This is a genomic window from Streptomyces sp. NPDC001348, assembly GCF_053597535.1.
On the sequence record NZ_JBSFIK010000028.1, the window covers coordinates 35,848 to 57,434 of the forward strand.

The window sequence follows — 21,587 nt, forward strand, 5'->3', positions numbered from 1 at the left end:
TCACCCCTCCCCACCTCCCCGGGGAGGGGCGAGTGCCCGCACGGCCTCTCCCGTCCCACCTCGTTCGATTGGCCTGCCCATGACCGACACCGCTCCCACCGCCATACCGCCGACCTCCCAAGTCACCCTCGCCGACGGCCGGGTGGAGATCGCCGCCGGGGCGCCGCAGCCCAGCGGCCCCTACGCCAACGAGGACCTGCTCCCGGTTCCGGTGGCCGGACGCACCTGGACCACCTACAACTTCTCCGCGCTGTGGGTCGGCATGGCCCACAACACGGCCTCCTGGACCCTCGCCTCCGGGCTCATCGCCGTGGGGATGGACTGGAAGCAGGCGGTGTTCACCATCGCCCTGGCCAACCTGATCGTGCTCGTGCCGATGCTGCTCACCGGGCACGCGGGACCGAAGTACGGCATCCCCTTCCCCGTCTTCGCCCGCGCCTCCTTCGGCGTGCGCGGCGCCAACCTCCCGGCCGTGGTACGGGCGTTGGTGGCCTGCGGCTGGTTCGGCATCCAGACCTGGATCGGCGGCGAGGCCATCTACTTCCTCGCCGGGAAGCTGATCGGCGACAGCTGGTCGAACGCCTCGCACATCGGCGGCTACGCCTGGACCATGTGGCTGTCGTTCGCGCTCTTCTGGGCGATCCAGGTCGCGATCATCTACCGGGGCATGGAGACCATCCGCCGCTTCGAGAACTGGGCGGCGCCCTTCGTCCTGGTCGGCGCCTTCGTGATGCTGTGGTGGATGAGCAGCAAGGCCGGCGGCCTCGGCCCGCTGTTCGACCAGCCCTCCAAGCTGGGCTGGGGCGGCGACTTCTGGAAGCTGTTCTGGCCCTCCCTCATGGGCATGATCGGCTTCTGGTCCACGCTGTCGCTGAACATCCCGGACTTCACCCGGTACGGCAGGAGCCAGAAGGCGCAGACCCGGGGCCAGGCGCTCGGCCTGCCGACCACGATGACCCTCTTCGCCTTCCTCTCCGTGCTGGTGACCTCCGGCTCGCAGGCGGTGTACGGCAAGCCGATCTGGGACCCGGTCCAACTGGCCGCGCGGACCGACAGCGTGGTGGGTCTGCTGTACGCGCTGGTGACCGTGCTGGTGGCGACCCTGTCCGTCAACATCGCGGCCAACCTGGTCTCACCGGCGTTCGACTTCTCCAACATCGCGCCCCGCCGGATCAGTTTCCGTACCGGCGCCCTCGCCACCTGTGTCCTCGGCGTGCTGATCTTCCCCTGGAAGCTGTACTCCGACCCGCAGGGCTACATCTTCACCTGGCTCGGCCTGGTCGGCGGCCTGCTCGGCACGGTCGCCGGCATCCTCATCGCCGACTACTGGATCCTGCGCCGCACCCGCCTCGACCTCACCGACCTCTACCGCACGGGCGGCCGGTACTGGTACGAGGGCGGCTGGAACTGGCGGGCGGTCGTCGCCTTCCTGGCCGGCGGCGTGCTGGCCGTCGGCGGCGCCAGTTTCAAACCGCTGATCGACGGCCGGCCCGTCCCCGCGCTGGCCTCCCTCGCCGACTACGGCTGGGCCGTGGGACTCGGCACGTCGCTGGTGCTGTACCTGGCGCTGATGCAGCTGACGGGGCGGAAGGCAACCGTGGTCTGACGTGCCGCCGGCCCCGGAGGGCGTCAGCCGCTCCTGCTGCCCTCCAGGGCCGTCACCGCGTCCTTGGCCGCCTTGATGGCGCCCGTGTTGATCGCATCCGTGCCGGGCGCCTTCTTCGTCCCGAAGTCGCTGCCGTTGTACGTCACCACCACCAGCGCGTTGGAGACCCGCACCAGCACCACGCCCTCGCGGGTCTGCTGCTTGTCCTCGGTGGTCAGGTTCACCACCGAGTACCCGGAGTCACCGACGCCCGGAACGTCCCCTCCGCCGCTCTTGTCGGTGATGCGCTGCTTGTACTCCTGCTCGGCCGCCTGGCTCGACCCCATGAGCTCGAACGACACGTCGAGCCAGCGGTAGTCGTACCCCTTCAGGGCGTTCCAGGAGCAGGTGCGGCGCAGCTTGGTGTCCGTGGACCGGATCTCCTTGCCCGCCGTCTTCGCCCCGGGCACCAGCGATGTGACGGTCTTGGGCGTGATGCTGCCGCAGGGTGCGGGCGCGACGGTGTACGTCCTGGACGCCGCGGTGGCGGAGGGCGCCGAGGGCGCCGGGGCGGCCGCACCGGCCACGGCCGGCCGGTGCCCGGCGGCCGGCGCCGGCGGACCGGACGCCAGCGCCCAGCCGGCCGTGGCCAGTACGGCCACCGGCGACAGACGCGCGGTCAGGGCGAGCGGCAGGGGAAGTGAGGGCACGGCGCACTTCTCGTGAGGGAGCGGTGTGCGGCACGGAGGGGTCCGTACCGCCGGGGGGACGACAGTGTCACACGACTCCCTGTGGGGTGGAAGTGCGAACTCGCTCCGTGCCTGCTTGATCACTTCGGGACAGGTGCGCGAGGCAGTCGAGAGCCCGCGGCGTATCGCCGGCCACGCGCGTGCTCGGCGCTCCTGCTCCGACACGGGACCGCCGTGGACGATCTCGCCGACCAGGCCCTCGGCATCGATCACGGCGTCGACCTCGAGGCCCTGGGCGAGAAGGCCGCCGGCCGCAGGCCGAGGTCACAGTTTCAGGAACACGGTCAGGGCCATGAAGGCGGCGAACGCGATGCCCAGGGCGGGGATCAGGACCGGGTACGCCACGGCGACCAGCCCGGCGAGCGTCGTGCCCAGGAGGGCGATGGCCACGGAGTGGCGGTCCTGCGGGTCGTTGGACATGGAGTCGACCTCCTGTGGGAGTGGTCCGCGGGTCGGAAACGTCTGCCGTCCCGCAAGGCGGGGCGAGGGCGGAACGTGTGGCTCGGCGAGCAACCGGGACCAGGACAGCAGAGATCCGGGCCCCTGGGCAGCCGCAGATCCCCTTATCGCACGGCAACTACGAACACCGTCGCATTGCCGGGAAAGCCCCTGTTGGGAAGGCCCGTTCAATTACGGTGTTGGCCTACGGCTGAGGGGAATTCATGACGACTTACCCTGCTCGCCCGCTGCCGGATCCGGCACAGGTGACGTCCTCGCTGCAACTCGCGCTCGCCGCGAAGGAGCTCATGGCCTGCCTGGACCTCAGCGGCAACCAGGTCGCCAAGAAGGGAAACCTGTCGACCGGGACCGTCTCCGGCCTGCTCAACGGCAGGGTCTTCCCCCGGGAAGCCACCTTCAAGGCGTTCATCACGGCGGGATGCGGGCAGACCTGGGAGCCGTGGCTTCAGGCATGGCGGCGGGCTCACCAGGACGACCTGCACCGGCGTCCCACCGAGAGCCTGGCCGTGGAGGTCCACGAAGCCCGGAGCAGGATCGAGGTGCTCGAGCAGGCCCTCGCAGCCGCGGCCGAGAGGCTCTCGGAGCTGGAGGAGCGCGTCACCGTCGGCCTCGACGCCCGGCGTACGGACGAGGCTGCCGAACGCGAAGAGGCACGCCGCCGGACCGACGCCATGGTCCAGCTCCTCGAAGCGGTGCCGGCACCCCGATTCGCAGTGGAGCGTTGGGACCATCGCTCATCCGGAAGCCGGCCGCTGTACGACATCTCCGCAGTGGACAAATTCCTCCAGGAGGTACGGACGCGGTCGAATGAAAGCCTTCTGAAACACCTGCTCAGAACGCATCCCGGAACGTTCAGGGATCCAGGCGGAGGTCAGACCTGCGGATACCGCGCCTTCGAGGTCGACCTCTACATGTCACAGCTTCGCCTGGCACTGGGCATCGACAGCCCCGACCCGAACCGGCTCCCGGGCCCCGCCCGGCCACTGCGCCACGGGCAGCAGCAGGCGCAGTCAGACCGGGGCGTGGAGCCGGAAAACGAGGTGGCGGGGTTCTCGAATTGACCGCCCGCGGTCGGCCGGGACGCGTGGCCGCGATGATTGCACCATCTCCGGCTCGTCGGGGGCGATCGATGGCCTTCTGGGGGAGTGGAAGGAGGAGGTCCCTGGTGTCAATAGATTCTCCCCAGGACCCGTCCTGACGGCCCGTCGCCCGGGCCGGTACGCGTAAACAGCGAGGTGAGAGGCCGTATGTTCACGACCCGCCCCACCCTCCAGGGCACCTTCGGCATGGTGTCGTCCACCCACTGGCTGGCCTCCCAGTCGGCGATGGCCGTGCTGGAGGACGGCGGCAACGCCTATGACGCGGCCGTCGCCGGCGCGTTCGTGCTGCACGTCGTCGAGCCGCACCTCAACGGGCCCGCGGGTGAGGTGCCGATGCTGCTCGCCCCGGCCGGCGGCGAGGTGCGCGTGCTGTGCGGGCAGGGCGTGGCGCCGGCAGGGGCCACGGCCGCGCACTACAGGGGACTCGGGCTGGATCTCGTTCCCGGCACGGGGCCGCTCGCCGCGGCCGTGCCCGGCGCGTTCGACGCCTGGATGCTGCTCCTGCGCGACCACGGCACCAAGTCCCTCGACGACGTCCTGAAGTACGCCGTCGGATACGCCGAGCACGGGCACGCGCCCGTGGAGAACGTCGGCGCCACCGTGGAGACGGTACGGGAGCTGTTCGAGACCGAGTGGACCTCCTCGGCGGCGGTGTACCTCCCCGGCGGCCGGGCACCCCGGACCGGCGAGCTGCTGCGCAACCCCGCCCTGGCCGCCACCTGGAAGCGGCTGCTCGCCCTGACCGCCGGGGCCGGGGACCGTGAGGCACGCATCGAGGCCGCCCGCGAGGTCTGGCGCACGGGCTTCATCGCCGAGGCGCTCGTCCGGCAGGCCGCCCGCCCCACCCTCGACACCAGCGGCGAACGGCACACCGGCACACTCACCGCCGCCGACCTCGCCGGGTGGTCCGCGACCTACGAGACGCCGGTGACGTACGACTGGAACGGCTGGACCGTGTGCAAGGCAGGTCCCTGGAGCCAGGGCCCCGCCCTGCTCCAGCAACTCGCCCTGCTCCCGCCGGAACTGCCCCCCTACGGCTCGGCCGACCACGTCCACCTGCTCGTCGAGGGCTGCAAGCTGGCCATGGCCGACCGGGAGGCCTGGTACGGGGACGCGGCCGGGGTCCCGCTGGACGCGCTGCTGTCGGAGGGCTACAACGCCGGGCGGCGGCGGCTCGTGGGCGCGCAGGCCTCCTACGAACTGAGGCCCGGCAGCCCCGGCGGGCGGGAGCCCCGGCTGCCCCTCCACGCGCGCGTGAGGACCGACGCGGAACCGGGCTTCGACCCGATGGGCGTCGGCGAGCCCACCGTGATGAAGATCCCGGGGGAGGCCGAGGTCTCCGCCCATGGCGGCACGCGTGGCGACACCTGCCACCTCGACGTCGTCGACCGCTGGGGCAACATGATCGCCGCGACGCCGAGCGGTGGCTGGCTCCAGTCCAACCCGGTCGTCCCCGAGCTCGGCTTCCCCCTCGGCACCCGGCTGCAGATGGCCTGGCTGGAGGAGGGCCTGCCGAACACCCTCACTCCCGGCCGCCGCCCCCGCACCACCCTCACCCCGTCCCTGGCGCTGCGCGACGGCGTGCCCGTCATGGCCTTCGGCACCCCCGGCGGCGACCAGCAGGACCAGTGGCAGCTGCAGTTCTTCCTGGCCGCCGCCCTGCGAACCCCCGTCCGCGGCGGCCTCGACCTCCAAGGTGCCATCGACGCACCGAACTGGCACAGCGACAGCTTCCCGAGTTCCTTCTACCCGCGCGGCACCCGCCCCGGCAGCGTGACCGTCGAGTCCCGCCTCGCCCCGGAGACCGTCGGCGAACTCCGGCGCCGCGGCCACCATGTCACGGTCGGTCCGGCCTGGTCGGAGGGCCGCCTCTGCGCGGTCGCCCGGGATCCGGAGAGCGGCATCCTGTCGGCGGCGGCCAATCCGCGCGGAATGCAGGGGTATGCGGTGGGACGGTGACCCCGCTTCTTCAACCCGATTCCACCCGGTGTCCACCACCCCGGCGGGGATTGTCAGTGCCACGTGCTCTCATGGGGGCATGACCGGACACACGGAAACCATCGACGAGTTTCTCGACACGTTCCTCACCCGCCACGCGGCCGACGTGGAGGAAGCGATCCGCAAGGCGGCCGCCGCCGAGATCCTGCCCCGCTTCCGCCGGCTCGCCGCGCACGACATCGACCAGAAGAGCGGCCCCCACGACCTGGTGACCGACGCCGACCGCCTGGCGGAGCTCCACCTCACCGACAGGCTCGGCGCACTGCTGCCCGGCTCCCTCGTCGTCGGCGAGGAGGCGGTGCACGCCGACCCGGCGACGTACCGGGCCATCCAGGGCGACGCACCCGTGTGGATCATCGACCCCGTCGACGGCACACGGCAGTTCGTGCACGGCGACGAGGGCTTCTGCACGCTGGTGGCCCTCGCCCACCGCGGCGTCACGCTCGCCTCCTGGACCTACGCGCCCGTCCACGACCGACTGGCCACCGCCGTCCGGGGCAAGGGCGCCTTCCTGGACGGCGAACCGCTGCACGCCGGCACCCCCGACCCCGGCCGGGACCTGCGCGTCGCCACCTCCCACCCTGACTTCACCACCGACGAGCAGAAGCGGGCCCTGCTCGGCCTGTGGACGCAGGGCGTCGCGCCCCGCCCCTGCGGCTCCGCGGGCCTGGAGTACCTGGCCGTCGCCCGCGGCGAGTTGGACGCGACCGCCTTCTCCTGGGAGGCGGCCTGGGACCACACGGCCGGGCTGCTGCTGGTCGAGGAGGCGGGCGGCGCCCACCTCACGCTCGCGGGCGAACCGTTCCGGATCACCGGCGGCAACGCCCTGCCCTTCACCGCGGCCCGGGACGCGGCCACCGCCCGCCGGGTGGTGGACCTGCTGCTGCCCCGGGCCTGACCGGCCGCCCGCACCACCCGGGTGAACCCACCCGCGCCGGGGACCGCCCGTGCCCCGGCATATGCTGAAGCCGAGTGGCCATGGCTGACGAAGGGGTCCCAAGGTGCCGTCGATGCTCGATGCGGTCGTGGTGGGTGCGGGACCGAACGGCCTGACGGCCGCCGTGGAACTGGCCCGCCGCGGATTCTCCGTCGCCCTCTTCGAGGCCCGCGACACCGTGGGCGGGGGAGCCCGCACCGAAGAGCTCACCCTGCCCGGCTTCCGCCACGACCCCTGCTCCGCGGCCCACCCCCTCGGCATCAACTCGCCGGCCTTCCGCGCGATGCCCCTGGAACGGTACGGCCTCGAGTGGCTGCAGCCGGAACTGCCCATGGCCCACCCGTTCCCGGACGGCACGGCCGCCGTGCTGGCCCGGTCCGTCGCCGAGACGGCGGCCTCCTTCGGGCCGCGCGACGCGGGGGCCTACCGCAGGCTGGTCACCCCGTTCCTGACCCGGTGGGACACCCTGGTCCGGGACTTCATGTCCCTGCCGCTCACCGCACTCCCGCGCGACCCGGTGACCCTGGCCCGGTTCGGCCTGGCCGGGCTGCCGCCCTCCACCTGGCTGATGCGCCGCTTCCACGACGAGCGCGCCAAGGCCCTCTTCTCCGGTCTCGTCGCCCACGTCATCGCACCCCTCGACGGCTTCGCCACCGGCGCCATCGGCCTGGTCTTCGCCCTGTCCGCACACGCCCGCGGCTGGCCCGTGGCCCGCGGCGGCTCCCAGTCCGTCTCCGACGCCCTCGCCGCCTACCTGAAGGACCTCGGCGGCACCGTGCACACCGACTACGAGGTCAAGCGCCTCGACGACCTGCCGCCCGCGCGCGCGTACGTCTTCGACACCTCACCCACCGCGCTGGCCCGCATCGCCGGCTTCGGCCGCTACTACGACCGCTACCGCTACGGCCCCGCAGTGTTCAAGATCGACTACGCGCTGGACGGCCCGGTCCCGTGGACCGCGCCCGAGGCCCGGCGCGCCGGCACCGTCCAGATCGGCGCGGACAGCGCCGAGATCGGTGCCGCCCTGAACGCGGTGTACCGGCAGGGCCGCGCACCCGACCCGCCCTTCCTCATCACCGTGCAGCCCGGGGTCGCCGACCCCACCCGGGCCCCCGACGGCAAACACGTCTTCTGGGCCTACGGCCATGTGCCGAACGGCTGGACCGGCGACCTCACGGACGCCATAGAACGCCAGCTGGAGCGCTTCGCCCCCGGCTTCCGCGACCGGATCCTGGCCCGCGCCACCGCCGGCCCGCCCGAACTGGCCGCCCGCAACGCCAACTACGTCGGCGGCGACATCGCCTCCGGCGCGGCCTCCGGACTGCAGCTCCTGATGCGCCCCAAGCTGACCCTGTTCCCGTACCACACCCCCCATCCGGCCGTGTTCATCTGCTCCTCCGCCACCCCGCCGGGGCCCGGCGTGCACGGCATGTCGGGGCACAACGCGGCCAGGGCCGTGTGGCGGAGGCTGCGACAGAGATGACCGCCATCACCCTCGTGCGCGGTGACATCACCCGGCAGACCGTCGACGCGATCGTCAACGCGGCCAACTCCTCCCTCCTCGGCGGCGGGGGCGTCGACGGGGCGATCCACCGACGCGGCGGCCCCGCGATCCTCGAGGAATGCCGTCGGCTCCGCGCCGCCCACCTCGGCCGGGGCCTGCCCACCGGCCGGGCGGTCGCCACCACGGCCGGCGACCTGGACGCCCGCTGGGTGATCCACACCGTCGGCCCCGTCCACCGGGCTTCCGGCAGTGATCCGTCGCTCCTGACCTCCTGCTACCGGGAGTCACTGCGGGTCGCGGACGAGCTGGGGGCGCGGACCGTCGCGTTCCCGGCCATCTCGACCGGCGTCTACGGGTGGCCGATGACGGACGCCGCCCGCATCGCGGTGGCAGCGGTCCGGGAGGCGGAGACCGAGGTGGAAGAGGTCAGGTTCGTTCTCTTCGACGAGCGGGCGTACGAGGCGTTCGCCGCGCAGCTGCGTTGAGCGGCCCCCGGCCACGTCGAGGCCGTGCGCCGCGCCGTCCGCCGGCCGGTACGACCGGTCAGCCGCCGTTGCGGCGCCGTACCCGCCGCCCTGCGATCGCAGCCACCGGCCCCAGCGCCAGCACCGCCGCCAGCACCCCGTACCCGTATGTCAGCGTCGCCGCCGACGCCACGGCCGCCACCAGCAACGGGCCGCCCGCGTCCCCGAGTTCGCGCCCCAGTTCCGCCGCTCCCATGGTCTGGCCCAACCGCTCCGGGGGAGTGGCCGACGCCAGAGCGGCGAAGCCCAGCGGGGTGATCAGACCCGTGCCGACGCCGATCAGCGCGGCGGCGAGGAGCACACCGGCCGGCCCCGGCAGCATCGCCGCGGCCAGGCCCGCCGCCGCGAGCAGCAGTCCCCGGGCCAGGCCGGTGCCGGCCGTCAGCCGCCCCGCGTCCAGTGCTCGTCCGGCGCGGGGCTGGACGACGGCCGCGCAGGCCGCCAGCAGCGACACCGCCGCACCGGTCGCCACCGTGCCGAACCCCGCCACCTTCCCCGAAACGGGCAGGAAGCCCACCCCGGCCGACAGCGCCGCCGTCGCCCCCGCGAGGGCCGCCGTCGGTACCAGGAACGCCGGATCGGACAGCCGCCGCCCGAGATCGAGCAGCGTCTGCCGGGCCCGGGGGAGCGGCGGCACACGGGGCACGGCGGCCAGCGCCCACACCGCCACCACCGCGCCCAGCACCGCCAGCACCCCGAACAGCAGCCGCAGCCCGCCCGCCCACACCAGCACCCCGCCCAGCAGCGGACCCAGCGTGTACCCCACGGACTTGAAGAAGCCGTAGCTCCCGAACGCCCGCCCCCGGCCGGCGGCCGGATGCAGCCGGGCCACCAGCGCGGACGCCGCCGGGGAGAACGCGGAGGCCGCCGCGCCCTGGCCCAGCCGAGCCGCCCACAGCCAGCCGGGCGAGCCCGCGACGGCGTACACCGCGGACGCGGCGGCGAAGGCGGCGAGCCCGCCCAGCAGCACCGGGCGCGCCCCGACCCGGTCGGCCAGTGTGCCGAACACCGGCTTCAGCAGCACCTCGGCGCCGTCGTACAGTGCCAGCAGGCCGCCCAGCACCCACAGGGAGGTGACCGCGTCGGCGGAGCGGGCACCCAGGCTCGCGGCGACACCGTGTGCGCCGAACGCGGTGGTGAAACCGGCGGCGTACAGCGGCCACACCCGACCTCGGTCCATGGCGAGCAGCGTACCGACCGCCCCACCCGAACCGGGGCCCAGGCAGGCGCAGGACAGGCGAGGTCCATGTCGGATTTCCGCCAGCCCGGCCCGGGCGGGTGGGAGATCCTGGATCCATGCAGACAGGGATGCACGCCGACCGGGAGCGCTGTGTGCGCGCCGTGCAGTCGAAGGACGCCCGATTCGACGGCTGGTTCTTCACCGCCGTGACCACCACCCGTATCTACTGCCGGCCCAGCTGCCCGGTCGTGCCGCCCAAGCCCGCGAACATGACCTTCTACCCGAGCGCGGCCGCCTGCCAGCAGGCCGGTTTCCGGGCCTGCAAACGCTGCCGCCCCGACACCAGCCCGGGCTCCCCGGAGTGGAACCAGCGCGCCGACCTGGTGGCCCGCGCCATGCGGCTGATCGCCGACGGGGTCGTGGACCGAGACGGCGTACCCGGTCTCGCCGCCCGCCTCGGCTACAGCACCCGCCAGGTCGAACGCCAGCTCCTCGCCGAGCTGGGCGCCGGCCCGCTCGCTCTGGCCCGCGCCCAGCGCGCCCAGACCGCCCGCCTGCTCATCGAGACCACCCCGCTGCCCATGGCGGAGATCGCCTTCGCGGCCGGGTTCGCCTCGATCCGCACCTTCAACGACACCGTCCGTGAGGTCTTCGCCCTCGCGCCGAGCGAACTGCGGGCCCGGGCGCCGAAGAACAACGGCACCGCCACCGCACCGGGCGCCCTGTCGCTGCGCCTGCCGTTCCGTGCCCCGCTCAACCCCGACAACCTCTTCGGCCACCTGGCGGCGACCGCGGTGCCCGGCGTCGAGGAGTGGCGGGACGGCGCCTACCGGCGCACGCTCCGGCTGCCGTGCGGGCACGGCATCGTGGCACTGGCCCCCCGGCCGGACCACATCGCCTGCCGGCTCACCCTCAGCGACCTGCGTGACCTCACCGTCGCCATCAGCCGCTGCCGCCGGCTGCTCGACCTGGACGCCGACCCGGTCGCCGTCGACGACCAGCTGCGCACGGACCCGCTCCTCGCACCCCTGGTCGACAAGGCCCCCGGCCGGCGTGTGCCACGCACCGTCGACGAGGCCGAGTTCGCCGTCCGCGCCGTCCTCGGCCAGCAGGTCTCCACGGCCGCGGCCCGCACCCACGCCGCCCGTCTGGTCACCGCGCACGGCACGCCCGTCGACGACCCCGAGGGTGGCCTCACCCACCTGTTCCCCTCACCCGAGGCGCTCGCCGCCCTCGACCCGGAGGCGCTGGCGATGCCCCGCACCCGGCGCACCACGTTCACCACCCTGGTGCGTCAACTGGCCGACGGAGCACTCCACCTGGGTGTGGAGAGCGACTGGGCCGAGACCCGCGCCCGGCTCCTCGGCCTCCCCGGCTTCGGCCCGTGGACCGTGGACGTCATCGCGATGCGCGCCCTCGGCGACCCCGACGCCTTCCTCCCCACCGACCTCGGAATCCGGCGCGCGGCCCAGGAACTGGGCCTGCCCTCCACCCCGGCGGCGCTCACCGCCCGCGCGGCGGCCTGGCGCCCCTGGCGGGCGTACGCCGTCCAGTACCTGTGGGCGACCGACAGCCACCCGATCAACTTCCTGCCCGTATGAGAACAGCCGAGGACAATCCAGTGAAGCAGCACACCGTCATCGACAGCCCCTACGGCCCCCTCACCCTCGTCGCCGGCGAGGACGGCGTCCTGTGCGGCCTCTACATGACCGACCAGCGCCACCGCCCACCCGAGGAGACCTTCGGCGACCGCGACGACACGCCCTTCGCCGAGGCGCGGGACCAGCTCGCGGCCTACTTCGCCGGAGAACTGAAGGAGTTCACCCTCGAACTGCGCCTGGAGGGAACCCCGTTCCAGCGCAGCGTCTGGGACCAGCTGCGCCGCATCCCCTACGGCGAGACCCGCTCCTACGGCGAACTCGCCGCCGCCCTCGGCAAGCCGGCCGCCTCCCGGGCCGTCGGTCTGGCCAACGGCCGGAACCCGGTCGGCATCATCGTCCCCTGTCACCGGGTGATCGGTTCGGGCGGCGCCCTCACCGGCTACGGCGGCGGCCTCGACCGCAAGCAGCGCCTGCTGGACTTCGAGCGGGGCACGGCGTTGTTCTAGGAATCCCTGGGGTGCCGGCCGCTCTCGCGGCGGGTTCACCAGGCCATCGCACCGTGACGGTCACGGAAGGTCCCGGTCGGTCCGTCCGCCCCGATGGTGGCGAGTTCGACGATCGCGTCGGTGCCCTCCGTCACGGTCTGCGGGCCGCTGTGCCCGTTGAAGTCGGTCGCGGTGTAGCCCGGGTCGGCCGCGTTCACCTTCACGTCCGGCCAGGCCTTGGCGTACTGCGTGGTCAGCATGGTCACGGCGGCCTTCGACGCCGTGTAGAGCGGTGCGACGGGCCGGGACTCGACGCGCTCGGGATCGTGGGTCGCCGCGAACGACCCCATGCCGCTCGACACGTTGACGATGACCGGGTGCGCGGACTTGCGCAGCAGAGGCAGGAACGCGTGCGTCACCCGGACGATCCCGACGACGTTGACCTCGAACACCGTGCTCGCGTCGGCGGCCGTGAGCTCGTCGGCGGGGCTGTGTGGGCCGAAGACACCGGCGTTGTTGATCAGGACGTCGATACCGCCCTCGCGAGCCGCGACGTCGGCGGCGGCCGCGGCCACCGAGGCGTCGTCGGTCACGTCGATCCGGACGAAGCGGGCACCGAGCGCGTCGGCGGCCGCCCGACCACGCTCCGGATCGCGCGCGCCGACGAGGACGGTGTGGCCGGCCTCGATCAACCGGCGGGCGGTCTCGTACCCGAGGGACTTGTTGGCTCCTGTGATGAACGTTGTCGTCATGTGCTCACTCTCGGCCGGTGACGAGAGGAGAACCAGTGCCCTCCGCGACGGTAGGACCGCCAGTACCAGGCAGAGTGCCCTTCCGGCGGACACAATGGTCGGGTGGACGAGACCCTTGGCACGGCATTGCGCCGCTGGCGCGACCGGCTTTCTCCCGTCGACGTCGGGCGGACCCCGCGACCCGGACGACGTGCGGTGGGATTGCGGCGCGAGGAGCTCGCCGAACTCGCCGGGCTGTCGGTCGACTACGTGGTGCGGCTGGAGCAGGGACGCGCCACGAGCCCTTCCGCCCAGGTCGTCGCGAGCCTGGCCAGGGCGCTGCAGCTGGAGCCCGTGGAGCGCGATCACGCCTACCGGCTTGCCGGCCTCCTCCCGCCACAGGCGGGGACGATCTCCACGCACGTGCCGGCGGGGGTCCAGCGGATGCTCGCCCGCCTCGGGGAGTTCCCCGTGGGCGTGTTCAGCGCCGACTGGACCCTGCTGTCCTGGACTCCCGCGTGGGCGGCGCTGCTGGGCGACCCCGGCGCACGGACCCATGCCGAGCGGAACCTGGTGCGGGCGGTCTTCGCCACAGGGCCCTCAGGACTCGCGGCCTGGCCCGTGCTCCAGGAAGGCGACGCCCTGAACTCCGCCCTCGTCGCCGACCTGCGCACCGCCCTCGTCGACTACCCCCGCGACCAGGGACTGATCGGCCTCGTCGCGGAACTGCGCTCCGCCAGTGCGGAGTTCGCCCGGCTGTGGGACGAGGGTGCGGTCGGCCCGCACGTCTCGGCCCGCAAGGTCGTCCTGCACCCCCAGGTCGGCGAGGTGACGTGCGACTGCGACGTGCTCACCGTCCCGGGCAGCGACATCCGCCTCGTCGTCTACACGGTGGCCGCGGGTTCCGTCGACGCCGAAAGGCTGCGGTTCCTGCGGGTCACGAACGGCGTCCACGTCCACGGCTCCTGAGGGCCGGTTCTCAGCCCGATGCCCGGTCGCCGCGCGGCGCGCCGAGCTCCCGCAGCAGCTCGGGCAGCGCGACACCGATCGGCCGGCGCACGACCTCGTCGGCCCGGCTGTCGTAGGGGGTGGGCTCGGCATTCACGATGATCAGCCGCGCGCCGTGGTCGGCGGCGAGGCCCGCGAGGCCGGCGGCGGGCTGTACCTGGAGGCTGGTGCCGACGGCGATGAACACCTGGCAGGCCTTGGTGATGGCCACGGCCTCGCCGAGCACCGCCGGGTCGAGGCGTTCGCCGAACATCACGGTGGCGGACTTGAGGATGCCGCCGCACTCCAGGCACGAGGGATCGTCCTCGCCCGCCTCGACCCTGGCCAGGGCGTCCTCCATGGGGCCGCGCGCGTGGCACCGCGTGCAGACGACGCTACGGGCGGTGCCGTGCAGTTCGAGGACCTTGCGGGCGGGCATGCCGGCGAGCTGGTGCAGCCCGTCCACGTTCTGGGTGATCACGCGGACCGGGACGCCCGACTTCTCCAGCTCGGCGACGGCCCGGTGCGCGGCGTTCGGTTCGGCCTTGAGCGTCCGGTTCCGGCGCCGCATCTGCCAGGAGCGCCGCCGGATCTCCGGATCGCCCATGTAGTACTCGTACGTCACCAGCTTCTCGGCCTCGGGATCCCGCCGCCACAGCCCGTTCGGACCGCGGTAGTCGGGGATTCCGGAGTCGGTCGAGATGCCTGCGCCGCTGAGTATGGCTACGAGAGGGCCGTTCATGGGCCGAGAGTAGGACGCGCGCCCGCCGGGAGGCGAGCGCATATCGCGCGGCCTCGTTGGCCGGTCAGGCTTCCTCCGGTCCCTCCGGCCGCCCCGACGCGCCGATCCCGGCGTACTGGGGCAGTGCCCGTACCAGGTCGGAGGGGAGGGCGATGCCGTCCTCGGTGGACGGGTCGACCGCCAGCCACAGATCGTCCTGGGGCCAGCTCACGGCCAGCTCGACGACCGGGATCCTGATCGCCGTGTCAGGGTCGGCGCCGGCCGCGGCCAGTGCGTCGTCCGAGGTGAAGACGGGGACGTACCGGTTGCCGTCCTGCTCGATCACGGGCAGGGCGAGCGCGCCTTCGGGAGGCCGCTCGCCCTCGGGCGGCAGTGCCTGCGGGACCAGGGCGATGCTGTTCGCGAGGTCGATCAGCGCGGCCTGGGTGTTCTCGGCCGCGGAGGTCGCGTCGGCCCGTGCATGGTCGTCGGGGTGCGGTGTGCTCATGGGATCGGCCTCCTCCACTTCATGGCGCTGCTGGGTGTGCGCGCCTGGCGGCCCGAGTCCCTGCCCAGCACGCCCTTCAAACCGGGTTCGGTCGATAAATGGGATATACCGCCCAATCGGTCAGCCGACGCGCCGGCCGTTCTCCAGCTCGGCCGTCCCGGCCCCCTCCGCCAGTACGTCCAGGGCGGCGAGGACCCGGTGTCCCAGGGCGCCGGGCAGGTGGGCGGTGAGCTCCTCGCGGGGGACGAGTCGCCAGGACAGGAGTTCCTCCTCCTGCAGGCGGATCGCCTTGAAGTCGTCCTCGGCGAGGACACCGCCGTCGTAGAGGTACGCCACCAGCGGCGGGCGTCCCGTCCCGTGCACCCAGTCCACGGCCAGCAGCCGGCCGGGCTCCACGTCGAGCCCGATCTCCTCCAGTGTCTCGCGGCGTGCGCCCTGGCGCGGGGTCTCCCCGTCGTCCGACTCGACGGTCCCGCCCGGCAGGGCCCAGCCCTCGCGGTAGTTCGGCTCGACGAGCAGGACCCGGCCCTCGGCGTCCCGGAAGAGGGCGGCGGCGCCGGAGAGGACACGCGGCAGGCCCGCGATGTACGCGGCGAAGTCTTCGTTGCTGGTCACTCAGGCAGGGTAACCGGGGGCAGGCTGCTCGAACTCCGCCGTCGCCAGGCGCAGGGTGCGTTCCGCCAGCGCACTGATCCGCACGCCGTCGAAGCCGAACACCGCACTGCGGACCGTGTCCCGGAGCGGGTCCTTCCACTGGGCCGGGATGGCCGCCGCACCGTTCAGGACCCCGGCCACCGACCCTGCGGTGGCGCCGTTGGAGTCGGTGTCCAGGCCGCCGCGGACGGTGAGGGCGATGGTGCGGGTGAAGTCTCCGTCGCCGTAGAGGAGGCCCGCGGTGAGTACGGCCGCGTTGGGGACGGTGTGGATCCAGCCGAGCCCGGCGGTCTCCTCGCACACCGTGGTGAGGGTGTCCTCCCACGTCATCCCGGTCTCGTGCAGGGTGGCGACCCGGCGAACGGCACGGGCCAGGCGGCAGCTCGCCGGTACGACGGTGAGTGCGGTGTCCAGGGCGTGGCGTACGGTCGGGGCGGTGAACGCGGCCGAGATCAGCGCCGCCGCGAACATCGCCCCGTACACGCCGTTGCCGGTGTGGGACAGTACCGCGTCCCGGCGGGCCAGCCCGGCGGCGCGGTGCGGGGCGCCCGGACTGGTCCAGCCGTAGACGTCGGCGCGGATCAGGGCGCCGATCCACTCCTGGTACGGGTTGTCGTGCGTGGCCGTCAGCGGGGGTTTCAGACCGCCGGCGAGATTGCGGTAGGCCGCCCGCTCCGCCGTGAACGTCTGCAGGTACGGCAGCCGCAGCAGCCACAGGTCGCCCACCTGCTCGGTGCTGAAGCCGAAGCCGTGGGTCTCCAGCAGGTGCAGTCCGAGGATCGCGTAGTCGACGTCGTCGTCGCGGCAGCTGCCGTCGACGCGGCCGCGCACGCACTGGCGCCACTCGGGGCGCAGCGCCCGGCCGTCGCTCTCGTCGGCCGGTTCGGGCAGGTAGTCGGTGAGCGGCAGGGCGGCGGCGTGCCGCAGGTAGCGGTCGATGCGCTCGCGCGTCCACACCTCGCCCTGCTCGACCGGTTTGCCCAGCATGTTGCCGGCGATCCGCCCCACCCAGCCGCCGAGGATGCGGTCGGCGAGTTCCGGCCCGGTGTGCACAGCGGTCATGGCTTCAGATGTACCCGCTTTCCGCTTTCGGCACAGCAGGCTGCCAGGAGGTTCCCAGGCTTCGGGCACCGCATGACGGCGGGGCCGTCCTGCGGCTAAGGTCGCAGCGGCGCGGCAGGCCCCGACGTGCGAAGGGCCCGGAGAGCAAGGGGAAAGCAAGGTGGCGGACGCTGCAGTGGACGGGACCCGAGGGGTGCTCGTCGCCGCGGACAAGTTCAAGGGCTCGCTGACGGCCGTGCAGGTCGCCGAGCGGGTGACGGCCGGTCTGCGCCGGGTCGTGCCGGGCCTGCGGGTGGAGGCGCTGCCGGTGGCCGACGGCGGTGACGGGACCGTGGACGCCGCGGTCGCCGCCGGGTTCGAACGGCGGGAGGTCCGGGTGGCCGGGCCGCTCGGGCAGGAGGTGACCGCCGCGTTCGCGCTGCGCGGCGGTACCGCGGTCGTGGAGATGGCCGAGGCCAGCGGGTTGCAGCGGCTGCCGGCCGGCGTCTTCGCCCCGCTGACGGCCTCCACCTACGGCTCCGGGGAACTGCTGCGGGCCGCGCTGGACGCCGGGGCGAGGACCATCGTGTTCGGCGTCGGCGGCAGCGCGACGACGGACGGCGGGGCGGGGATGCTGACGGCGCTGGGCGCGCGGTTCCTGGACGCGGACGGGGAGCCGGTGCCGCCGGGCGGGGGAGGACTGGCCGGGCTCGCGAGCGCGGACCTCACGGGTCTGGACCCGAGGCTGTCCTCGGTGGAGCTGGTGCTGGCCAGCGATGTGGACAACCCGCTGACCGGTCCGAAGGGTGCGCCCGCGGTGTACGGGCCGCAGAAGGGGGCCTCGCCGGACGACGTGGCGGCCCTCGACGCGGCGCTGACGCACTACGCGAAGGTGCTGGAGGCGGCGGTGGGGCCGCGGGCGGTGGAGTACGCGGCTTCTCCGGGCGCGGGCGCGGCCGGCGGCATCGGCTACGGCGCCCTTCTCCTGGGGGCCGCCTTCCGTCCCGGCATCGAGGTGATGCTCGACGTCCTCGGCTTTGGGCCCGCGCTCGCCCGGGCCGGCCTGGTGATCACCGGTGAGGGCTCCCTCGACGAGCAGACACTGCACGGCAAGGCCCCCGCCGGGGTCGCCGCGGCGGCGCGCGCCGCCGGCAAGGACGTCGTAGCGGTGTGCGGGCGGCTGGCGCTGACCCCGGACGCGCTGGTGCGGGCCGGGATCCGGCAGGCGTACCCCCTGACCGGCGTCGAGCCGGACGTGGCGAAGTGCATCGCCGACGCGGGGCCCACCCTGGAGCGGGTGGCGGAGTCGATCGCCAGGGACTGGCTGACCTGACCGCGCCGGGCGACCCCGCGGTGCCGGACGCCACGCAAAGGCCCCGGACCTGAAAGAGAAGGATCCGGGGCCCACGTCGACGCGAGCGCTACGGCAGCTGAGCCGCCCGCGCCTCCCGCCGGTTGTCGCGGAAGTTGTTCACCCGGCGAGCCGTGGCGAACAGGGGGATCACCGCGCCCGTGACCAGCTGGAGGGCGCAGCCCGTCTGGAGGAGCAGCTGCCCGCTCGGGGCGTCGAACGCCCAGGCCGCCAGCAGCCCCATCGACACGACGATCCAGGACAGCATCGCCACCGCGAGGCGGCCCCGCGGCTTGGGGTACTCGACCCGGCTCACCATCAGCCAGGCCGTGCCCAGGATCGCCAGGAGCGTCGCCACGAAGGGCAGCTCGAGGAGCACGATCGAGACCACGGTCAGCGCACCGAACGGGGAGGGCATGCCCTGGAACATGCCGTTCGGTACGGTCACGCACGAGAAGCGCGCCAGACGTAGCACCACGGCCAGCAGCACCACGATCGCCCCCAGCGCCGCGACTCTCTGGTGCGCGTCGTCCGCGACCATGCCGTAGACGAGGACGAAGTACGCGGGAGCGAGGCCGAAGCTGATCAGGTCCGAGAGGTTGTCCAGCTCCGCGCCCATCGGCGACGACCGCAGCTTGCGCGCCACCAGGCCGTCGAACAGGTCGAAGACCGCCGCGCACAGCATCAGGATGACCGCCGTGGCCGCGCTGTGGCGGGCCATGCCCGTCTCCTGGTCACCCGTGAGGTGCGGGATCAGGATGCCGGTGGTGGTGAAGTACACCGCCATGAACCCGCAGGTGGCGTTGCCGAGGGTGAGGGTGTCCGCTATCGACAGGCGGAGCGAGAGGGGCATCTCCTCCTCTTCGTCCACCTCGTCGGGGCCCGGCGCCCAGCCGGCCTGCGTCTCCGGATCAATCACGGTCAATGCGAGTCACCCCAGCCACGGTCTTCTGGCCGACCTCGACCGCGACCTCCACGCCCTCGGGCAGATAGAGGTCGACACGCGAGCCGAAGCGGATCAGACCGATGCGGTCGCCCTGCTCGACCTTCGTCCCCTGCGGGATGTACGGCACGATGCGCCGGGCCACCGCACCGGCGATCTGGATCATCTCGATGTCGCCGAGTTCGGTGTCGAAATGCCAGACTACGCGCTCGTTGTTCTCGCTCTCCTTGTTGAAGGCGGGAACGAAGCCACCGGGGATGTGTTCGACCGACGTCACGGTGCCCGAGAGGGGCGCGCGGTTGACGTGAACATTGAGCGGGCTCATGAAGATCGCAACGCGGGTGCGCCCGTCCTTCCACGGCATGATGCTCTGCACCACACCGTCGGCCGGCGAGATGACCCGGCCCTGGGCGATCTCGCGCTCGGGGTCGCGGAAGAACCACAGCATGCCCGCCGCGAGCGCGGTGGCGGGCACGGCGACGGCCTTGGCGGCGCCGGAGCGGCGTGCGCGGGCCAGGCTGAGGGCTGCGGTGGCGACGGTCGGGAGAAGCCACGGCGATGCTCCGCGCGCAAGGCGTACGCCGGCTCGGCTGTCGCGAGGTGCAGAGGTTTGGCTGTGGGGCATGGATGACCTTCGTAGCGGATGATGCCGCGCTGGAACGGGGGACGGCGGCTTTCCCGGGATCGTACCGGTCGCGGGCCACAACTGGGCAAGCCAGGAAGCCGAGTCGGCGGCAGAACAGCGTTTACGGGGTGTGATCTTCTTCTCGAAGAAAACACCCCGCACCCGGACAATCAGCCTTGGAACCGATACTCCTCGAGCAGCCTGCGACCGATGATCATTTTTTGGATCTCGGCGGTACCTTCACCGATCAGCAGCATCGGGGCCTCACGGTAGAGGCGCTCGATCTCGTACTCCTTGGAGAAGCCGTAGCCGCCGTGGATCCGGAAGGCGTCCTCCACGACCTCCTTGCAGTACTCGGAGGCGAGGTACTTCGCCATCCCAGCCTCGAGGTCGTTACGCTCACCGGAGTCCTTTTTGCGTGCCGCGTTGACCATCATCGCATGCGCGGCCTCGACCTTGGTAGCCATCTCCGCGAGCTTGAACTGAATGGCCTGGTGCTGGGCGATCGGCTTGCCGAAGGTGTGCCGCTGCTGGGCGTACCGGACACCCAGCTCGAACGCGCGCTGGGCGACACCGCAGCCACGCGCCGCCACGTTGACGCGCCCGACCTCCACGCCGTCCATCATTTGGTAAAAACCTCGGCCGGTGACGCCGCCGAGCACCCGATCGGCCGGAACGCGCAGGCCGTCCATGATGAGCTCGGTGGTGTCGACGCCCTTGTAGCCCATCTTGTCGATCTTGCCGGGGATGGTGAGGCCGGGCCGGACCTCGCCGAAGCCGGGCTCCTTCTCCACCAGGAAGGTCGTCATCGACTTGTGCGGCGCCGTGGCCGTTTCCGAAGGGGAGTGTCCTTCGTCACTTCTGACCAGGACGGCCACCAGGGACGAGGTTCCGCCGTTCGTCAGCCACATCTTCTGGCCGTTCAGGACGTACTCGTCGCCGTCCTTCACCGCCTTCGACGTGATCGCCGACACATCGGAGCCGAGGCCCGGCTCCGACATCGAGAACGCGCCCCTGATGTCGCCGGCCGCCATCCGGGGGAGGAAGTGGTCCTTCTGCTCCTGCGTGCCGTGCTGCTTGAGCATGTACGCCACGATGAAGTGCGTGTTGATGATGCCGGAGACCGACATCCAGCCGCGGGCGATCTCCTCGACGCACAGGGCGTAGGTCAGCAGCGACTCGCCCAGGCCCCCGTACTCCTCGGGGATCATCAGACCGAACAGGCCGAGTTCCTTCAGCCCGTCGACGATCGCTTGCGGGTACTCGTCGCGGTGCTCCAGCTCGGTCGCGACAGGAATGATCTCCTTGTCGACAAAATCCCGTACGGTGGAGAGGATCTCCTGCTGGACGTCGGTCAGACCGGCGGTCTGGGCGAGACGGGCCATGCCTACTTCTCCTGCTGCTCGGGTTCCGGGCGGCCCGGCTGCTCGCCGCCGCGCTCCTTGATGTACGTCTCGGTCGGCACCATCACCTTGCGGCGGAAGACGCACACGAGGGTGCCGTCCTGCTTGTAGCCCTTGGTCTCGACGTGGACGATGCCGCGGTCGTTCTTCGACTTCGACGGCCACTTGTCGAGCACGGTGGTCTCGCCGTAGATCGTGTCCCCGTGGAAGGTCGGCGCCACGTGCCTGAGCGACTCGATCTCCAGGTTGGCGATCGCCTTGCCGGAGACGTCCGGGACGGACATGCCCAGCAGGAGGGAGTAGATGTAGTTCCCGACGACGACGTTCTTGCCGAAGTCCGTCGTCTTCTCCGCATAGTTCGTGTCCATGTGGAGGGGGTGGTGGTTCATGGTGAGGAGACAGAACAGGTGGTCGTCGTACTCCGTGACCGTCTTGCCCGGCCAGTGCTTGTACGTCGCCCCGACCTCGAACTCCTCGTAGGTGCGTCCGAACTGCATGGCC

General features: G+C 72.3%; 22 protein-coding genes. 10 read left to right on the forward strand and 12 right to left on the reverse strand.

Annotation, left to right across the window (positions count from 1 at the left end; all coding sequences use genetic code 11):
* The first annotated feature begins 79 nt into the window (after nucleotides 1-79).
* Nucleotides 80-1,606, forward strand: coding sequence for an NCS1 family nucleobase:cation symporter-1 (locus tag ACWC21_RS26535; protein ID WP_450885335.1), 1,527 nt, complete (start codon nucleotides 80-82; stop codon nucleotides 1,604-1,606).
* A 23-nt stretch (nucleotides 1,607-1,629) separates the two neighbouring features.
* Here the strand turns inward: ACWC21_RS26535 and ACWC21_RS26540 are convergent, their stop codons facing one another.
* Both ACWC21_RS26540 and ACWC21_RS26545 read right to left on the reverse strand, forming a co-directional pair.
* Entirely contained in the window at nucleotides 1,630-2,295 is a 666-nt protein-coding gene (locus ACWC21_RS26540) for a hypothetical protein (protein ID WP_450885336.1), read from the reverse strand.
* 303 nt (nucleotides 2,296-2,598) lie between these two features.
* A complete protein-coding gene (locus ACWC21_RS26545; RefSeq protein ID WP_450885337.1) occupies nucleotides 2,599-2,754 on the reverse strand; it encodes a hypothetical protein in 156 nt (51 codons plus the stop codon).
* Nucleotides 2,755-2,996: 242 nt separating this feature from the next.
* On the opposite strand from ACWC21_RS26545, the gene ACWC21_RS26550 reads away from it, so the two are divergent.
* From ACWC21_RS26550 to ACWC21_RS26570, 5 genes are all read left to right on the forward strand, one after another.
* On the forward strand, nucleotides 2,997-3,854 hold the full coding sequence (locus ACWC21_RS26550) for a hypothetical protein (RefSeq protein ID WP_450885338.1): 858 nt from the start codon (nucleotides 2,997-2,999) through the stop codon (nucleotides 3,852-3,854).
* A gap of 186 nt (nucleotides 3,855-4,040) precedes the next feature.
* Nucleotides 4,041-5,852 carry a gamma-glutamyltransferase family protein gene (locus ACWC21_RS26555; RefSeq protein ID WP_450885339.1) on the forward strand — a complete coding sequence of 604 codons (1,812 nt, stop codon included), beginning with the start codon at nucleotides 4,041-4,043 and terminating at the stop codon, nucleotides 5,850-5,852.
* 79 nt (nucleotides 5,853-5,931) lie between these two features.
* Complete coding sequence (locus tag ACWC21_RS26560) at nucleotides 5,932-6,789, forward strand: inositol monophosphatase family protein (protein ID WP_450885340.1); 858 nt, start codon at nucleotides 5,932-5,934, stop codon at nucleotides 6,787-6,789.
* 103 nt (nucleotides 6,790-6,892) lie between these two features.
* Nucleotides 6,893-8,311, forward strand: a complete 1,419-nt coding sequence (locus tag ACWC21_RS26565; protein ID WP_450885341.1) for a phytoene desaturase family protein — start codon at nucleotides 6,893-6,895, stop codon at nucleotides 8,309-8,311.
* Entirely contained in the window at nucleotides 8,308-8,817 is a 510-nt protein-coding gene (locus ACWC21_RS26570; RefSeq protein ID WP_450885342.1) for an O-acetyl-ADP-ribose deacetylase, read from the forward strand. Before ACWC21_RS26565 ends, ACWC21_RS26570 begins: the two co-directional genes overlap by 4 nt.
* Nucleotides 8,818-8,875: 58 nt before the next feature.
* Here the strand turns inward: ACWC21_RS26570 and ACWC21_RS26575 are convergent, their stop codons facing one another.
* Nucleotides 8,876-10,036, reverse strand: a complete 1,161-nt coding sequence (locus tag ACWC21_RS26575) for an MFS transporter (RefSeq protein ID WP_450885343.1) — start codon at nucleotides 10,034-10,036, stop codon at nucleotides 8,876-8,878.
* A gap of 128 nt (nucleotides 10,037-10,164) precedes the next feature.
* On the opposite strand from ACWC21_RS26575, the gene ACWC21_RS26580 reads away from it, so the two are divergent.
* Together ACWC21_RS26580 and ACWC21_RS26585 are read left to right on the forward strand one after the other, a co-directional pair.
* Nucleotides 10,165-11,637, forward strand: coding sequence for an AlkA N-terminal domain-containing protein (locus ACWC21_RS26580; RefSeq protein ID WP_450885409.1), 1,473 nt, complete (start codon nucleotides 10,165-10,167; stop codon nucleotides 11,635-11,637).
* A gap of 20 nt (nucleotides 11,638-11,657) precedes the next feature.
* Entirely contained in the window at nucleotides 11,658-12,143 is a 486-nt protein-coding gene (locus tag ACWC21_RS26585) for a methylated-DNA--[protein]-cysteine S-methyltransferase (RefSeq protein WP_450885344.1), read from the forward strand.
* 35 nt (nucleotides 12,144-12,178) lie between these two features.
* Here the strand turns inward: ACWC21_RS26585 and ACWC21_RS26590 are convergent, their stop codons facing one another.
* On the reverse strand, nucleotides 12,179-12,874 hold the full coding sequence (locus ACWC21_RS26590) for an SDR family NAD(P)-dependent oxidoreductase (protein ID WP_450885345.1): 696 nt from the start codon (nucleotides 12,872-12,874) through the stop codon (nucleotides 12,179-12,181).
* Between the two features lie 102 nt (nucleotides 12,875-12,976).
* Between ACWC21_RS26590 and ACWC21_RS26595 the strand changes: the two genes are divergently transcribed.
* On the forward strand, nucleotides 12,977-13,822 hold the full coding sequence (locus ACWC21_RS26595; RefSeq protein ID WP_450885346.1) for a helix-turn-helix transcriptional regulator: 846 nt from the start codon (nucleotides 12,977-12,979) through the stop codon (nucleotides 13,820-13,822).
* A gap of 10 nt (nucleotides 13,823-13,832) precedes the next feature.
* On the opposite strand, the gene ACWC21_RS26600 is transcribed toward ACWC21_RS26595, so the two are convergent.
* The 4 genes from ACWC21_RS26600 to ACWC21_RS26615 form a co-directional block, all read right to left on the reverse strand.
* Nucleotides 13,833-14,582: an SIR2 family NAD-dependent protein deacylase gene (locus tag ACWC21_RS26600; RefSeq protein WP_450885347.1), complete on the reverse strand. Its 750-nt coding sequence runs from the start codon at nucleotides 14,580-14,582 to the stop codon at nucleotides 13,833-13,835.
* Between the two features lie 64 nt (nucleotides 14,583-14,646).
* Nucleotides 14,647-15,069, reverse strand: a complete 423-nt coding sequence (locus ACWC21_RS26605; RefSeq protein ID WP_450885348.1) for an SseB family protein — start codon at nucleotides 15,067-15,069, stop codon at nucleotides 14,647-14,649.
* 120 nt (nucleotides 15,070-15,189) lie between these two features.
* Nucleotides 15,190-15,684 carry an NUDIX domain-containing protein gene (locus tag ACWC21_RS26610; protein ID WP_450885349.1) on the reverse strand — a complete coding sequence of 165 codons (495 nt, stop codon included), beginning with the start codon at nucleotides 15,682-15,684 and terminating at the stop codon, nucleotides 15,190-15,192.
* On the reverse strand, nucleotides 15,685-16,785 hold the full coding sequence (locus ACWC21_RS26615) for an ADP-ribosylglycohydrolase family protein (RefSeq protein ID WP_450885350.1): 1,101 nt from the start codon (nucleotides 16,783-16,785) through the stop codon (nucleotides 15,685-15,687). It abuts the gene before it with no gap.
* Between the two features lie 160 nt (nucleotides 16,786-16,945).
* On the opposite strand from ACWC21_RS26615, the gene ACWC21_RS26620 reads away from it, so the two are divergent.
* Nucleotides 16,946-18,097: a glycerate kinase gene (locus ACWC21_RS26620; protein ID WP_450885351.1), complete on the forward strand. Its 1,152-nt coding sequence runs from the start codon at nucleotides 16,946-16,948 to the stop codon at nucleotides 18,095-18,097.
* Nucleotides 18,098-18,185: 88 nt separating this feature from the next.
* Here ACWC21_RS26620 and pssA read toward each other — a convergent pair whose 3' ends face one another.
* The 4 genes from pssA to ACWC21_RS26640 form a co-directional block, all read right to left on the reverse strand.
* Nucleotides 18,186-18,968, reverse strand: coding sequence for a CDP-diacylglycerol--serine O-phosphatidyltransferase (pssA, locus tag ACWC21_RS26625; RefSeq protein WP_450885410.1), 783 nt, complete (start codon nucleotides 18,966-18,968; stop codon nucleotides 18,186-18,188).
* A 58-nt stretch (nucleotides 18,969-19,026) separates the two neighbouring features.
* Entirely contained in the window at nucleotides 19,027-19,683 is a 657-nt protein-coding gene (locus ACWC21_RS26630) for a phosphatidylserine decarboxylase (protein WP_389153781.1), read from the reverse strand.
* Between the two features lie 170 nt (nucleotides 19,684-19,853).
* The gene (locus ACWC21_RS26635) at nucleotides 19,854-21,068 is read right to left on the reverse strand and encodes an acyl-CoA dehydrogenase family protein (RefSeq protein ID WP_450885352.1); all 1,215 of its coding nucleotides are present in this window, start codon (nucleotides 21,066-21,068) and stop codon (nucleotides 19,854-19,856) included.
* A gap of 2 nt (nucleotides 21,069-21,070) precedes the next feature.
* A complete protein-coding gene (locus ACWC21_RS26640; protein ID WP_450885353.1) occupies nucleotides 21,071-21,583 on the reverse strand; it encodes a MaoC family dehydratase in 513 nt (170 codons plus the stop codon).
* Nucleotides 21,584-21,587: the final 4 nt, after the last annotated feature.